The sequence below is a fragment of the Natrarchaeobius chitinivorans genome, from assembly GCF_003841505.1.
GTDB lineage: Archaea > Halobacteriota > Halobacteria > Halobacteriales > Natrialbaceae > Natrarchaeobius > Natrarchaeobius chitinivorans.
In genome coordinates this window covers 1-15,664 of the sequence record NZ_REGA01000005.1, presented here as the reverse complement: position 1 = coordinate 15,664, position 15,664 = coordinate 1, and the positions used below count along the sequence as shown (strand labels likewise).

Annotated in this window: 13 protein-coding genes and 1 pseudogene; 11 read left to right on the top strand and 3 right to left on the bottom strand. The window is 61.1% G+C overall.

Annotation, left to right across the window (positions count from 1 at the left end; genetic code table 11):
• Window position 1 precedes the first annotated feature (1 nt).
• Genes EA473_RS07605 through EA473_RS07595 form a run of 3 tightly spaced genes read left to right on the top strand, consistent with a single transcriptional unit; the run spans window position 2 to window position 3,182 of the window.
• A complete protein-coding gene (locus EA473_RS07605) occupies window positions 2-916 on the top strand; it encodes a carbohydrate ABC transporter permease (protein WP_124195068.1) in 915 nt (304 codons plus the stop codon).
• Window positions 917-927: 11 nt separating this feature from the next.
• Window positions 928-2,043: an ABC transporter ATP-binding protein gene (locus tag EA473_RS07600; RefSeq protein ID WP_124195067.1), complete on the top strand. Its 1,116-nt coding sequence runs from the start codon at window positions 928-930 to the stop codon at window positions 2,041-2,043.
• Window positions 2,040-3,182, top strand: a complete 1,143-nt coding sequence (locus EA473_RS07595) for an ABC transporter ATP-binding protein (RefSeq protein ID WP_124195066.1) — start codon at window positions 2,040-2,042, stop codon at window positions 3,180-3,182. Before EA473_RS07600 ends, EA473_RS07595 begins: the two co-directional genes overlap by 4 nt.
• A 1,271-nt stretch (window positions 3,183-4,453) precedes the next feature.
• Here the strand turns inward: EA473_RS07595 and EA473_RS07590 are convergent.
• Window positions 4,454-6,901, bottom strand: a complete 2,448-nt coding sequence (locus EA473_RS07590) for a heavy metal translocating P-type ATPase (RefSeq protein WP_124195065.1) — start codon at window positions 6,899-6,901, stop codon at window positions 4,454-4,456.
• Between the two features lie 145 nt (window positions 6,902-7,046).
• Between EA473_RS07590 and EA473_RS07585 the strand changes: the two genes are divergently transcribed.
• Entirely contained in the window at window positions 7,047-7,460 is a 414-nt protein-coding gene (locus EA473_RS07585) for a hypothetical protein (RefSeq protein WP_124195064.1), read from the top strand.
• Window positions 7,461-7,680: 220 nt separating this feature from the next.
• On the opposite strand, the gene EA473_RS07580 is transcribed toward EA473_RS07585, so the two are convergent.
• Together EA473_RS07580 and cyoE are read right to left on the bottom strand one after the other, a co-directional pair.
• Window positions 7,681-9,072: an ATP-binding protein gene (locus EA473_RS07580; RefSeq protein ID WP_124195063.1), complete on the bottom strand. Its 1,392-nt coding sequence runs from the start codon at window positions 9,070-9,072 to the stop codon at window positions 7,681-7,683.
• A gap of 387 nt (window positions 9,073-9,459) precedes the next feature.
• Window positions 9,460-10,869, bottom strand: a complete 1,410-nt coding sequence (cyoE, locus tag EA473_RS07575; protein ID WP_124195062.1) for a heme o synthase — start codon at window positions 10,867-10,869, stop codon at window positions 9,460-9,462.
• A 194-nt stretch (window positions 10,870-11,063) separates the two neighbouring features.
• On the opposite strand from cyoE, the gene EA473_RS07570 reads away from it, so the two are divergent.
• The 7 genes and pseudogenes from EA473_RS07570 to EA473_RS07545 all read left to right on the top strand — a co-directional run.
• Window positions 11,064-11,507, top strand: coding sequence for a DUF3054 domain-containing protein (locus tag EA473_RS07570; protein WP_243645209.1), 444 nt, complete (start codon window positions 11,064-11,066; stop codon window positions 11,505-11,507).
• 59 nt (window positions 11,508-11,566) lie between these two features.
• Window positions 11,567-11,713 carry a hypothetical protein gene (locus tag EA473_RS22225; protein WP_165875221.1) on the top strand — a complete coding sequence of 49 codons (147 nt, stop codon included), beginning with the start codon at window positions 11,567-11,569 and terminating at the stop codon, window positions 11,711-11,713.
• Between the two features lie 4 nt (window positions 11,714-11,717).
• Window positions 11,718-12,263 carry a cytochrome C oxidase subunit II gene (locus EA473_RS07565; RefSeq protein ID WP_124195061.1) on the top strand — a complete coding sequence of 182 codons (546 nt, stop codon included), beginning with the start codon at window positions 11,718-11,720 and terminating at the stop codon, window positions 12,261-12,263.
• On the top strand, window positions 12,260-14,008 hold the full coding sequence (locus EA473_RS07560; protein ID WP_124195060.1) for a cytochrome c oxidase subunit I: 1,749 nt from the start codon (window positions 12,260-12,262) through the stop codon (window positions 14,006-14,008). Before EA473_RS07565 ends, EA473_RS07560 begins: the two co-directional genes overlap by 4 nt.
• A 26-nt stretch (window positions 14,009-14,034) precedes the next feature.
• The gene (locus EA473_RS07555) at window positions 14,035-14,754 is read left to right on the top strand and encodes a hypothetical protein (protein WP_124195059.1); all 720 of its coding nucleotides are present in this window, start codon (window positions 14,035-14,037) and stop codon (window positions 14,752-14,754) included.
• A 310-nt stretch (window positions 14,755-15,064) separates the two neighbouring features.
• Entirely contained in the window at window positions 15,065-15,391 is a 327-nt protein-coding gene (locus tag EA473_RS07550; RefSeq protein WP_124195058.1) for a DUF5789 family protein, read from the top strand.
• 62 nt (window positions 15,392-15,453) lie between these two features.
• Window positions 15,454-15,664, top strand: a pseudogene (locus EA473_RS07545) (IS5/IS1182 family transposase); the annotation flags it as partial.

Below are 15,664 nucleotides of genomic sequence, written 5' to 3'. Positions count from 1 at the left end.
GATGATTGGATTACTCATGGCTGCGGTTAGAGAAAGCATTCAGACGACCAAGAGCGTCTTCTCCGGCGCGTTCCGACAGAGTCAGATCGAGTCGACGCTGTTCGATCGACTCGTCCTCTACGGCTGTGTCGGACTGACGCTGTTTTTCGTTCTCTTCCCGTTCTACTGGATGGTCGTAACCAGCATCATCCCGTCGACGGAGCTCTACCGACTACCACCGGCAGTGATCCCGACGGAGTTCACGTTCGATCACTTCCGAGAGATCATGGACGCACAGGTGCCGTTTTACATATATTTCTTCAATAGCTTCGTCGTCGCGGTGATCTCGTCGGCGATGGCCGTTGGAATATCCATCTTCGGTGCCTACAGCTTCGCCCGTCTCGAGTATCCAGGGCGTGCGTTCATGGTCCGAGGGGTTCTCCTCTCGTATATGATCGCGGGGATCCTCATGGTGGTCCCGATCTTCCAGATCGTCGTCTGGCTCGGCCTCGTCGATACGCTCACGAGCGTCGTTCTCACCCACTTCATCTTCACCATCCCGCTCGGTCTGTATCTCCTCGGGAACTACTTCCGATCGATTCCCAAGGAGATCGAGGAAGCAGGGCTGATCGACGGCTACTCACGCGTCGAAGTGCTCCTCAGGATTACAATTCCGATGAGCGTTCCCGCGATCGTGGCCGTCTTCCTCTACTCGTTCCTGCTATCCTGGAACGAGTACCTGTACGCGAGCATCTTCCTGAACACCCAGGAACTGTATACGCTCCCGATCGGAATCGAGTTCCTCCAGTTCGAGTTCGATGACGTGTGGGGCGAGATCATGGCCGCGTCGATGCTGACGACGATACCGGTCGTTATTATGTTCCTCTATCTCGAAAAGTACATGATGGCAGGACTGAGCTTCGGATCGATGGACTGAGGTGAACGACAGTGAGCAATAAAAACACGGAATACGGCGTCGAGTTGCGAAACGTAACGAAGCGTTTCGGCGACCTGACTGCCGTCGACGACATCGATCTCGCCGTCAGAGACGGCGAGTTTCTGGTATTGCTCGGTCCGTCCGGCTGTGGGAAGACGACCACGCTTCGGATGATTGCCGGACTCGAGGTTCCGACGGACGGAACGATCGAGATGCACGGCTCGGACGTGACCGAAAAGCTTCCACAGAAGCGCGACCTTTCGATGGTCTTCCAGAACTACGCTCTCTATCCCCACAAGACCGTCGAAGATAACCTGCGGTTTCCCCTGGGGAAGATGGACATCACCGAGGAGGAAGCCACGGAAAAAGTCGAGTACGCGACCGAACTGCTCGGCATCGAAGACCTTCTCGACAAGAAACCGGGCCAACTGAGCGGTGGCCAACGCCAACGAGTCGCGCTCGGGCGAACGATCGTCCGCGAACCGAACCTGTTCCTGATGGACGAGCCGTTATCGAATCTCGACGCGAAACTCCGCGTCAACACGCGCTCCGAGCTGAAAGATCTCCAACAACAGCTCGGAACGACGACGGTGTACGTCACTCACGACCAGGAAGAAGCGATGAGTATCGCGGATCGCATCGTCATTATGGACGACGGGCAAATCCAGCAGATCGGAACGCCCCAGGAGGTCTACAAAAACCCGGCGAACGAATTCGTCGCGTCGTTTCTCGGCGAACCCGGCATGAACTTCGTCCAGACGGCCGCCAGTTCGAACGGATCAGTCCACGCACAGATCACCGAACCTGTCGACCTCGAGGTTTCGGTCGAGGGGGACGTCCCCCACTCGAAAGTCGGTGTCCGCCCGCAGGACGTGTGGGTTGGACCCGGTAACTCTCCCGGAGCCCCGCGAGACAACGGGTACGTCGAGATCTCGAAGATGCGCCTCGAGACGATCGACCCGCTCGGTCACTCTTACGAGCTCCGACTCGAGAGAGGCGATCACTCGATCATCGCGCTCTCGGACGACGTCCCGGGACAAGTCGGTGACGAGGTCGACGTCGCGTTCAACCGATCGTCGATCCACGTCTTCGGAGAAAACACGGAAGCGCTCTCGGTGAAACCATGACGGAAGTCACGCTCGACGGACTGACGAAGGTGTACAGCGACTCACAGGGGACGGAAACGGCCGTCGAAGACGTGTCGTTGACCATCGAGGACGGCGAGTTCGTCGTGATCGTCGGTCCTTCCGGCTGTGGGAAATCGACGACGCTCCGGATGATCGCCGGACTCGAGACCGTCACCGACGGCGTTATCGAGTTCGGAGGCGAAGAGGTCCAGCACCTGACGCCATCGACCCGTGACGTCGCGATGGTGTTTCAAAACTACGCACTGTATCCGAGCATGAATGCCCGGAAAAACATCGAGTACGGGCTCAAACACTCGACCGACCTCTCCAAGTCCGAACGGCAAGAGCGCGTCGCCGAAACGGCCGAGATGCTCGACATCGAAGAGGTTCTCGAGCACAGTCCCGAGGAACTCTCGGGTGGGCAAAAACAGCGCGTCGCGCTCGGGCGAGCGATCGTCCGCGAACCGAACGTCTTCCTTCTGGACGAACCGCTGTCGAATCTCGACGCGAAACTCCGGTCGAGTATGCGCCACGAAATCCAGCGCATCCACGACGAAATCGGCGTGACGTCGATCTACGTCACCCACGACCAGAAGGAGGCGATGACGATGGCAGATCGCATCGTGTTGCTCAAAGACGGAAAAATGCAACAGATTGCCACCCCGGAGCGCCTCTACAACGAGCCGAACAACCTCTTTACCGCACAGTTCGTCGGGAGTCCGTCGATGAATCTGCTCGATGTCTCCCTCGAATCGGACGGCGAAGACGTCGTCGTCCGCCACGAGGGATCACAGATCTGTACGCTTCCGGCTACTGGGGGTCTTCCAGACGGTGATACGGTTACGGCAGGCCTCCGGCCGGAACACATCGAGATATCCGAAGAACCCGGCGACGAAACCGTCCCTGCAGAGGTCGTCGTACCGGAGTACCAGGGTAAAACGAACTTCATTCACGTCGAACTGCTGGGGCAGATGATAACGGTTCGAACGGAGCCGGACGTGCTTCCGGAGAAAGACAGTACGGTTCATCTCAGCATCGACAGCGCCAACCTCTACCTGTTCGACACCCAAACAGGCGAAACGCTAAAGCACAGAGAGACGACCGGTCGAGAGAGTGTCAGGGCTTCTCAGCAGTCGTAGTTCGGTCGGTACCGGCCACGTCTCTCGAATCCACGCGTCACCGTTGTCGGTTTTCTCACCACGTGTCCTCCCACCCGTCCTTCCTCTGTCGTGAGCATCCGAAGCGCTATCGGACTGCCAGTTATCGCTGAGAACGGCCGTCGTACTGGTGAATCGCGTTCGCGGGACGTCTTCACGGCCTACCGTCGTCCGGGAACGCAACCACACCGTATTTCCGGAGTAATTCGAGTCGGTTTCCTGTATCTCACCGGATCCATCCAGCAATCGGGAAAGCGACTGGAACGTATCGGGCCGGAAGACAGCTATCCGGCCTCCGGTTTCCTGAGACGATTACGATCCCGGACCCAACCGGATGACTGTCACATCGCAAACGAAATCCGTGGATAGCCGCCGCGTCGATCGTGACCGATTCGGCGACGTGACGCAAGTGCTCTGGACTGATTTCCCACCGGCCGAGTGTCATCCGGCACCTCTCGAGGCGCTCGGGAACCGTGCTCGTCGGCCAACTCCCCGAAGACGTCGTCGCTCTCGAGCGCCTCGTCAGTTCGACGTCTGTACAGTGTCGCCTTCCCCACATTCACTGTACGTTACTACACTAATGCACAGTGGGTGCGATTGATTGGATTCGGCCGATTTTGGCCACCTCGAGTCTCGTACTGCCGACCAACTCATCTATAAACCACAATATGCTATACCAAATTGGCTGGCAAAGGGTTCGGAGTATAATGGGCTTATCAGTGCTGGTGTGCGGAAATCGGGACGAATCAGTGAGACGGAACGACTTCAGATCAGCTCTCGAGCACCGATTCTCGCCGGTCTGAGACCCATTTTCCCGATATGCCGAGACAGGGACCAGCGTCGGTGCTCGGAAACACGGCGCCGATCTCCCCGACGCCGCGGCAGTCGGAACGGTTCCCGGAACCGTCGTTCTCGCTGCCGTCGGGGCGTTTTACGTGACGGTGCTCGCCGTTGTGCTATGGCCCCACGAGCGCGAGGCCAAAGGGGAGTTTCGTGACGTCGAGGCCGGCAACTGGAAAGACGCGGAGTGAGACCGAAGATCGCGTTCAGGTCCGACACACACGTCGCACGCAGCCCCCGGAATCGAACCGATTTCTCCACCCGGCATTGCCCAGTTCTAGCAATACTCTTGTGACGATGCGTCCTGTCTTTTCTGGTAGAGCCGTGCCGTCGTCGATGACCGACCAACTGGGACAGGAGATGGTCCGCGAGGGACTACTGCACCACTACCGCAAAGTCGTGGAACGACACCGTCACAGCACCGATCGCCTCGAGTTAGTGACGACCAGAATGCTACTCGTCGCCATGGCGAGGGCCGCGAACAGCGGGTTGATCGCACCGGCGGCCGCGAGCGGAATCGCGATCGCGTTGTACAAAAGCGCCCAGCCGACGTTCTCGCGGAGGCGGCGTCGGGTGCCGGCGGCGAGGTCGAACGTGGTTCCGACCGCGTGCAGATCGTCCTCGAGGACGACGATGTCCGCGGCGTCGGCCGCGCTGTCGGTTCCGCTCCCCATCGCGATCCCCAGGTCGGCGGCCGCGAGTGCGGGTGCGTCGTTGGTTCCGTCACCGACCATCGCGACGGTTCGATCCGCCGACAGCCGCCGGATCGTTGCGACTTTGCCGTCCGGCGGGATGCCGGCGAAGACGCGATCGACAGAGGGGTGCGTCCGGAACCGTTCGGCGGCGGACTCGTCGTCACCGGTGAGGACGATCACCTCGCGGTCGCCGACCGCGGCGACCGCGTCGTGCCAGGCGTCACGCTCGCGGTCGCCGACGAGCGCGAGCGCGAACGAGGAAGGTTCTGGGCCCGACGGAGAAGCTATCGACTCGACGTCACCACCGTCGCTTCGTACCAGCGGCTCGACGCCGATCGCGACCGGCAGGAGTCCGTCCCCGCGTGCGTCGTCCGCGGTCGTCGAGAGGCGGTCGGGAATCGCACCGATTTCCTCCTCGAGCAGGGCGACCGAACCGGCAACGACCCGCGACCCGTCGACGATTCCCTCGATTCCCCTGCCGGGGTGTCGCTCGAAGCGTTCGACCGACGCGGAGGCGAAGCGATCGTCGTCGACCGCGTCGACGATCGCGTCCGCGACCGGATGGCGATCGCGTCGCTCGATCACGCTTGCGATCGCGAGCGCGTCGCGGTCGCCGAGAACCTCCTGGACGGCCATCTCGCCGGCGGTCAGCGTCCCCGTCTTGTCGAAGACCACCGTATCGGCGTCGGGAGCGGTCTCGAAGACAGTGTGGTTCGTCACGACGATCCCGCGCTCGAGGGCGTCTCGAAGCCCGCCGACGATGGCCAGCGGGGTTGCAAGCCCCATCGCGCAGGGACAGGAGACGACGAGCACCGTCAGCCCGGTGAGCAACGCGCTCGAGACGGGTTCACCGCTCCCGAGTCGGACGACGGTGGCGGCGGCTGCGATCGTGAACACGAAGGGAACGAACACCGTCGAAAGCCGGTCGACGAACCGCTGGACGCCCGGCCTGGTGGTCTGGATCGACCACAGCAACTCGGCGATGCGGTCGAGCGTGCTCGTCGCGCCGGCCGACACCTCGACGACCAGCGGTTCGTGTGCGACGGACCCGCCGGCGACCGGGTCGCCCGGCCGTTTCGTCACCGGGAGCGATTCGCCCGTCAGCAGCGACTCGTCGACCGGGGCGGTGCCCTCGCGGACCGTCCCGTCGATCGGGATTCGGTCGCCCGCCTGGATCAGTACCTCGTCGCCGCCGCGGAGTTCCCCGGTCGGGACCGTCTCCGTCCCCGTCGCCGTTCGTCTGGTTGCCTCCCGGACCCTGGTCGTCGTGATCGCCGCCAGCCTCGACGTGGACCGTCGCTTGATCCTTCCCTCGTAATACCCACCGAGAGTGACGACGAGGATCACCGCGATGGAGACGTCGTAGTAGAGGTGTGTCTCCCGCAAGAGGAGCGCCACCGTGCTGTAGGCGTACGCCGAGAGCGCCGCCACCGCGATCAGCAGGTCCATGTTCGGCCGTCGCGTCCGGAGACTGGCGTACGCGCTTCGCAGGACGGGGCGACCGGTGTAGCCGATCACGATGGTCGTCAGAAGCCCCATCATCCCCATCGGAACGTAGTAGCCCGCCGCGCTCGAGTCGACGCTGAGGATGCCCGTATCGATGCCGACGTAGCTCGGATACAGGTAAAACAGGTACCACGGCATGACCAACATCGCACAGAATCCGCCGACCAGCAGCCGCTGTACCGCGTCCACGTCGGCGCGGTCGGTGTCCGGATCCGCCTCGAGGCTCGCGCGGTAGCCGTGGCCGGTCAACGCCTCGGGAACGTCCGCCTCGTCGATCGCCTCGGGATCGTAGACGACCCTGGCGAGATCGGTCGCGTAGTTAACGTCGACCCGATCGATCCCCTCGTGGCGCTCGCCGTAGAGCGAGACGAACGCCTCGCAGGTCGTACAGTGCATCCCGGCGACGGACACGAACACCTCCCGAAACCCGTCGGGTACCGACCGGTCGACGCCGGTATCGGTGAGACCGCCCGCGTTGGTATCCGCCTCGTAGCCCGCGTTCTCGCGAGCGCGCTCGCGGACTGACGCTTCCTCGAGGTCGGCCGCCTCGAGGACGTCCGCGACCTCGAGACAGCCGCGACAGCAGAACTCGCCGTCGACGCCAGAACCCGTCACCGGTGGATCCGGTGTCGGCAACTCGCACAGCGAGCATTCGCTCATTGGACGCGATACGTTTTCTCACCGCCTGTAGGCTCCCCCGAACGTATTCGATAGCCGGTTCGTCGATCCCTCAGTTACATAATACGACATGAAATGACATGCATGCCATAATTTTTATAAATTGAGTATTAGTTAGTGCGAATGTATGGAACGTAGACAGTTCATTGCAGGAATTGGCGTGGTAACAACGTTCGGGTTGTCAGGGTGCGCTAGTGATCTCGATGTGGAAGAAGAGCCTGAAACTGAGCCAGAAGAAGAAGCCGAAGAAGGCGATGAGACTGCTAACGGAAATCAAGGCTTCCAAGTTCGAGTTGTGTACGATGGCGACTGGGCAGGAGCTGCAGGTACTGAGGGAAGCACTAGCTCCATAGAGGGTCACGGAGAAGAGATCATAGATGTTGATGATTCTGACATTATATCAGCAAATGCACAAAAGCAAGATGATTCTGACCGAGAGTTAGTAATCCAAATCTTAGAAGACGGAGAAGTCGTCGCGGAAGAATCAACAACTGCTGGTTATGGAGTGGCTCAAGTCACTCATGATGATTTTGGGTTCTAGATTATAAACAGAGATAACCCGGATTGACGAACCGAAGCAGAACCATCAGTATCCGAAGTACGACCTCCTTCGTCTTGGCAGACTATCGTACCAACTGTAACGATTTACACACCCATCGCGGGTAGGTCTGTCGATCAGGTGTGCAACGATTTGCAGTAGCTACTATAGCCATTGTCCGACCTCGACGATCCCGATCGGGTATTCGGCTGGCCGATCGACGTCACGATTTCAGCGCCGTTACGACGTCGTCGACGGTGAATAGACGGAGATCGTCCCGTTCTTCCGCCGCTTCCTCGACGGCCGGTGTGAAGCCGCTCCGAGAGAACAACGCGTACTCGTGGTCCCGTTCTCCGCCCGCAGGTGGCGACCATCGAAGTTCCTCGACGTGGGTTCGAAGCCTCGAGAACGCGTCGTAGCCCAGCGGCGACCGCTGGAATTTGCACTCTCCGGCGATCAGGACGTCCTCGTTCGTCAGCCCCACCACGTCGACTTCGTGTTCTCTGTACCACCACTGACCGACGTCCGTGATCGTGTGTTCGGGGTACAGCGTTCGAAGAGCGCGACAGCAGAGATCCTCGAACGAGTCGCTGACGAAGTCTGCAAGTTCCGGTTCGATGAGCGTCTCGAACGCGTCGTCCCCGAAGTCCTCGTATCTGTCGCCGCTTCCGTAGACGAAGCGAAACCAGAAGCGGAAGAACTGATCGCGGATGCGGTAGCGGCTTCGCTTGCTCCGTTCCTTTCGTTCGGTAACCGGAACGCGTTGATCGACCAGCCGCAACCGCGAGAGACGGTTCACGTACTTCGACAGTTGGTTGTAATCGATGCCCGTCGCTCCGGCGATCTCGTTTCGACTCGTGTTTCCGCCGGCGATCGCTTCCAGAATAGAAAAGTAGCGCGTCGGTTCCGTGAGTTCCATCCGAAGAACGTAGTCGGGTTCGTCGTGTAACGTTCCGTGCCGGGACAGGATCGTCCGTTCAACGTTCTCCTCGAGCGTTCCGTCCGGATCCACCTCCTCGAGATAGTACGGAACGCCGCCGAAGACGCCCCACGTAAACACCTGCTCCGCTGCCGTGTCGCTCTCCGGCACGAACTCCATCGCCGCGCCGAACGGGAGTTGTCTGATGTCCAACTTCAACGAGGAGCGGCCGTACAGCGGACTGTTTCCGAGCAACGCGGCTTCTTCCATCATACTGATCGACGAGCCGACGAGGACGAACGTGACACCGGAGTCGTCGAGTTCGTGATCGAACATCGCCTGCAACACGGAGGGGAGGCTGTCGTCTTGCTCGACCAGGTACGGAAACTCGTCGAGGACGACGATCGCATCCTGCTCGGCGAGATATCCGAGAACGGACTCCCAGTCCTCGCGAATCCGTCCGATTCCGGGATACGCGTTCGACGCGACGTCGATGAACTGCTGAAGCTGTAACGCGCTCGTTTTCTGCTTTGCCTGGTACAGGACCGCGTCGTCGCGTCCGTCGAGAGACTGTTTGACGAGTTCGGTTTTCCCGAGGCGCCGCCGACCGAAGATCACCGCCAACTCCGCCTCGTCCGAATTGTAGAGTTCGGAAAGCCGGGAGAGTTCTTCCGTCCGATTGACGAACTCAGTCATAGCCGCTAGTCCCGCGGCATCGAACAAAATACCTTCGATAATCATACTCTGAAGTATCGTACTTCAAAGTACGTTATTTGACTCTCGGGTAGACGGGTGACGGCGCAACTCGATCGGAACCGGCGGGTGACGCGAGACGATGGGTGCGTTCCGATCTCGCGTCGCCTCCGAAGACTCGAGTCACCGAGCGCGTTTCGCGGGACTCACACACAGTAGTCCGGACGGGCCGCGGACTGCTGTCTCCGTTCGTCGACACGTCCGGACGGGTTCCGAGCGCGCCGAAAAAGACCGCCAGTGGACTGTTTTATACGGATTGCTGTACCCGTGTACCGGAGCGACCGGACCCCGTCCCGCGGTCACTCCGGTAATGACTTACAGCAGTCCGTATCACAGAACGAGAAACTCGAGGAGAACGACCGCGAGGAGCGCACCGAGGTACGCGTTCGAGGCGTGAAACGACCGGTAGGCGGCACGCGTGCTGGTTTCTCGGTACTGGCGGGCGACGGTCCAGACGAACGCCCCGCCGAAGAGAGCCGAGACGCCCGCGGCGATCGGTCCGAGGTCGGTGATCCCGATCAGGAGGACGGTTGCGAGGAGCGTGGCACCCATCGAGTAGAGGATGCGTCTTCGCGTCAGAGCGACGCTCCGAACGACCGGCAACATCGGGTAGCCGCCGGCGGCGTAATCCTCGGCGTGGGCGATGGCGAGGTTGTAGAAGTGAGCGGGCGTCCAGAGGACGACGATCCCCGCGAGCACGATCGCGGGGAGCCCGATCCCACCGGTTACGGCCGCCCATCCGATGAGTGCGGGCAACGCCCCCGACCCGCCGCCGATCGCGATGTTCCAGGTCGTGTTCGGTTTGAGAACGACGGTGTAGACGAAGCTGTAGTAGACGATCGCAGCCGCCGTCAGCAACGCGGAGAGCGCGTTGACGAGTGCGACCATCAGCCCGAGCGAGACGACGGCGAGGGCGATCCCGAAGACGAACGCGCGACGGGGTGAAACCCGGTCGGTGACGACGGGGCGATCCGCGGTTCGGGACATCTTCCGGTCGCGGTCGCGTTCGTACACGTGATTGAACGTTCCGCTCGCGCCGATCGCGAGGATGCCAGCGGTGAGCGTCGTCACGACCGTCACGCCCTCGAGGGGGGCTCCGGTCGCAGTCGCGAGTCCCATCCCCGCGAGCGCGAGCAAACACAGCAACCAGGCGAGGCGGAGTTTCATCAACTCGGCGTACGCGAGCACAGTGCGTCCTACTGCGTGGAGACGGCCGTCGGGAGCATCGGTCGCCGATTCGTCGCTCGAGGCGACGACTCCCTCGGTCGCCGGGTTCTCCCGTTCGCCCGGTCCCGTCGTTGCGTCCGTCGACTCCGCCGGCGTCTCGAGGCGAGATGGTGTGACCGGTTCGGTGGGGTTCGCGGACGGAAAATCGACGCTGTCGAGGTGCCACGTGAGCGTGAGCAAGAGCGCGACGAAGATCGCGATCCCGCCGAGGAGGTGACCGACCGCGAACGAGTCGCCGGCGGTACCCGCGTGCAGATAGCCCAGAGCCGCCTGGACGGGATACAGCGCTAGTGCGAGCGTCACGCCGGTCCGAACCGGCATCGGCACGCGTCGTATCCAGGCGACGGCGACCACCGCGAGGAGGAGGACGCCGACGACGCCTGCGGTCGCGTGGTGAGCGATCGTCACGGACGCCGGAAGCGACGTTCCCGCACCGGCCGCGCCCAGAGAGACGAGCAAGTAAGTACCGACTGTTACCCAGAGGAGAAGCGACGTAAACGATGGCCGGTTCATGATCGCACATCACGGCGGGAACACCCCGTGTTTTCCCGCGAACATATTCGGCGATCCGATTCCAGGAACGTATTCGGCTATCTGATTCCAGGAACGTCTTCGACGCTGCGATTCCAGGAACGTACTCGCCGACTCGCCTCGAGCGAACCAGTTCGGGACAACCGACGAGACGGTCGGGCGACCTACGACGAGTAATGCTCCGACGTCGACTGACGATGGGATCGTCGCCGTCTCGTGATTCGTTTCGTCCGCCGGTATCCGCCGTGTTCGTCGCTGTAGGTGACGTCGTGATCCTTGCAGCGTTCGTCGTTCTCGGGCTGTTGATGCACCAGATCTCGCCGACGTCACATCCCGTGTACGCGATCCAAACCGCGCTTCCGTTCCTCCTCGCGTGGCTGATCGTCGCGCCGATCGTCGGCGCGTACGCCTCGAGGACGCTTCGGTCGGTCCGACGAACGCTTGGAGTCGCTTCGCTGGCCTGGATCGTCGTATCGGTGCTCGGAGCCGGAATCCGGGCGACACCGTTCTTTCACGGCGGTGCGCCCGTCGAGTTCGTGCTCGTCAATCTCGTCGTCGGACTCGGGTTCGTTCTCTCGTGGCGAATACTGGTCGCGGTGTCGATTCCCCGTCTCACGTGACTCGGGCGAATATATTCGTGGCAATACCCACGGTCCGTACCGATCAGATTCCAACGAAGATGGCACACCAACCGACCGACGAAATACCGCTCATGCAGCGGCTGTACAACAAAATATGGCTTCTGGCCGCCCTGGCGACGATTTTCTTTTTCGTCGTCTATCTCGGGTGGGCGATGATCGACATCGCCGCGGTTCCCTCGGGGTGATTCCGTGACGTCTCCGATCGATCCCCCGGAAGGGGACTGGTGGAGCGAGTCCGTGAACCGGCGCGAAACGATCTGGCTCGGCATTGCTGGGGTCTGGTCGCTGTTCCTGTTCAGCTGGATGAGCGGCTGGGTTCGGGCCGGCGACCAGAACCCGACGGGCGATACCTACGAAATCTCTCCCGAGCAGTTCCGCGAAAAAGTAGATCAGTACAAGGAAGCGGCCGAGGAGACCGACGGCGGCTACGTTCCGGCCGACGAACACGTCTACATCGCGGGCCAGCGGTTCCAGTGGGACGGGTTACCGGCGGTTCTCGAGACCGGAACCCAGTACCAGTTTCACTTTAGCTCCTACGACGTCCAGCACGCGACGAACATCAGACCCGAGCACAACCTCTCGGCGCAGATGAACTTCGACATCCTCCCGGGATACGAGTGGATCGTCCCGATGACGTTCGACGAACCCGGCGAGTACCACGTCATCTGTTCGGAGTTTTGTGGCGACGGTCACCGAAGTATGCACGGCACGTTCACGGTGGTGGACGACGAATGAACGCCTCGAGGCTGGACGTCCTCGGGCTGTTCGATCACGAGTACGACGACGACGGCTGGCGGACGTGTTCGGTGACCGGACTCGAGATCCACAGTTCGACGGAAAATTACGCGAAACTATTCGGGCTCACGGCGGTCGTCGCGTTGCTCGTGGGCGGACTGTTCGCGATCACGGTCCCGCTGACCAGGTGGGAACTCGTCGGGCTGCTCGAGCCGGCCGACTTCTACATCCACCTCAGCATGCACGCCTGGAACCTGCTGATCTTCTGGATGGTGTTCATGGAGATCTCGATCCTCTACGTCGGCGGGCCGCTGGTCCTCGGGCGTAAACTCCCGATCACGACCGTCGCGAAAGCCGGTTGGGGAACCATGGTCGCCGGTGCAGTGTTGGTCAACTACGCGATCTGGACCACCACGCCACCGGATCAGGCGCCGTTGCTCACCGCGTACGCCCCGCTTCCGTCCGCGCCGCTGTTCTACGTGGGCGCGGTCGTGTTCCTCCTCGGGGCGACGATCGCCGCCCTCCCGTTTTTCCTCTCGATGTGGCAGGAGAAACGAGAGAATCCGGGGAAAACGCTCCCACTCGTCGCGTTCGGCGCCTTCGTCACGTCGATCATCGCCGTCCAGGCGATCCTCGGCGGACTGGCCGTCTTCACCTACGCGCTGCTCTGGCGGGTCGAGATCATCTCGTCGATCGACGCCTCGGTGTACCGCCACGTCTACTGGATCGTCGGCCACGGCACCCAGCAGATAAACCTCGTCGCGATGATCACCGTCTGGTACTTCCTGACCCACGTCGTCGGCGGAGCCGAGGTCGTCTCGGAGAAGGTCTCGCGTACCGCGTTTATCCTCTATCTGTTCTTCATCAACCTCGGTGCCGCCCACCACCTGCTCTCCGAGCCGGTCGTCGAACTCGGCTGGCGGCTGTTCAACACCTCCTACGCGTTCTACGGCGCTGCCTTCGCGAGCATGATCCACGCGTTCGCGATCCCCGCCGGACTCGAGGCCGGCCGTCGAAAGCGAGGGAAAGGCGGCGGCCTGTTCGGCTGGCTCACCTCCGCGCCGTGGCACAATCCCGTGTTCTCGTCGGTCGTGCTGTCGGTGATCCTGTTCGGGTTCATCGGCGGCATCACCGGCGTCGTCATGGGACAGCTCCAGCTGAACATGACCTGGCAGAACACGTTCGCGACCGTCGGCCACTTCCACGGCACCGTCGTCCTCGGCACGACGTTCGCGTTCATGGGGTTGATCCTGTTCTTGCTCCAGACGTCGTTCGACCGGAAACTCGCGTTACCGCGCCTCGCTAGCCTCTGGCCCTACCTCTTCGCGTCGACGATGGGAATCACGGCGCTGATGATGATGTACGTCGGCTTGCTCTACGGCGTTCCGCGCCGGGTCGCCGAGGTCGTCGAGAACATCCCCGGTACCGAGTTCAACCTCGTGGCGGCTGCCCCGCTGTTCAACGTATTTGGGGTGTTCGCCATGCTCGCGGTCGTCTCCGGTGCGCTGTTTCTCGTCATCGCGCTCGCGACGTTGCTGTTCGGAAAACGAAACGGCGACGGCGAGGCTGCCGAACGGTTGCTCCCCGACGGAACCCTGAAGCCGGAGGGCGGAGCCAGCGACCCTGTCCACGCCTACGAGATGCGGGGAACGTTCGTCCTGACCCTCGTGTTCATGGGGGTCTTCGTCGTCACCTGGGCGCTCAACTGGTATCTGCTCTCGCAGCTGTGGTCGATCGGCCTCTAACCACCGATTCCAACCCGCTTCACACAATGGATTCGAACGACGATACGTCGAACACAATCAGATCGGTTCTCGTACGACTCGGAGGGATCCCACGACGCCTGTGGCGAGACCTACTCAGCGTCTACTACACGAACACGCCAGTCTGGCGGTGGTTGAAAAGCGGGACGCTCGTCTTCTTCGGCTTTTTCCTGTGGGTGGCGACTTCCCTCCTCTACTCGTTCCAGTCGGAGTGGGGGTGGCTGACGTACGTGATGGCCTACGGGTTCGTCCTCATCCTGTGGGGCCCGCTTACGCACATGGTCGTCGTCCCGCTCGCAATCAGACTCAGACGGACAGCGAACCATCCGGTCGCACGAGCGTTCTCCAGACACGCCTCGAAGGTGAATCTCTCCGTGTTTTTGCTCGTCGTCATCGTCCTCGGAGCGGTACCGATCGGCCCCATGATGCTCGACGTCACCGGGTTCGTCGGCGGTGACGGAAGCCCGGACGTCAGCGCCGACGTCGACTGTGAGACCGACGATCAACTCGTCACCTGTCTCGTCGAGACCGACGACAGGGTCGACCACGTCGTCGTGTTATCGGGTAACCGGGAACTCGATCGCGCCGACGGCTCACCGCCGTTTACACTCGAGTTCGACCGGGCCGACGCCGAGGAAGTCGTCGGGCAGAAGCAGTTTACGGTCGAACTGCGGGACGGCGACGGCGACACCCTCCGTCGGTACGTACAGACGGTTCTGAAGGCGTGATACGGTTTTCTGTACGTCATTGCCGGCGCACCCGCGACCCGGGCGGCGGGTACGCCGGTACACAGGTACAGTAAACCGTATGAGTCACGACGATGTATCGCAGCTGTCGAAACGATTCTCCTCGCTCACACTCGAGCGTTCGGTATACCCGTCGTGGTGGACCTGACCTCGAGAACGGAAATGCACTGATGTTCAACGGGTACCGTATAATCACCGACGATCGCCCGAAAGATATCTAAACGGTAATTCAATCCAGCTGGCATACCCCCAGACATTTGTAAATCGGTGATGTACGAGTCCCGGACCACCAATGACAGATTTCAATAGCGTACCGCATCGGGAACTCGGTATCGAGTTCGGTGAATTAGCAAGCCAGATCGAAGAGCAGTCGTACCCGATTACGAACGACGAACTCGTCGAAGAGCACGGAGAACACGTCATCGAATTCTCGAACGGAACGGAATCGATCCGCGATATTCTCGGCTCGGTTGCGAACGAAACGTACGAATCGCCGAACGAGGCACGGCAAGCGTTGTTCAACATGGTTAGCAGCCGAGCGATCGGCCGGAGATATTACTCCGATCGCACGCCCCCCGCTCTGGGGGAAAAACGGGAAGATCAGCAACTCTCCTTTTGATAGACTCGAGGGTGTCATAGAACAGTTCTCATACCAGAGAGCAGGGTGAACGCTGAGGTGGTATGAGCCCAGCGACCCTGCAAGAGAATCCTACGGTAGAGACGTTCTTCAATGTCGTGGAAACCGAGACGCTAGCGCTGTTTGAGCATCTCTCCTTCGAGTTTCTCGAAGAGTTCGACGTGTTCGCCCCGGCGGAGACGGGGCGAACACGAGATCATGAACCACCCGAGATGATGCGTGCCTTTTTGCACTGCTACTACAAGAACATCTACG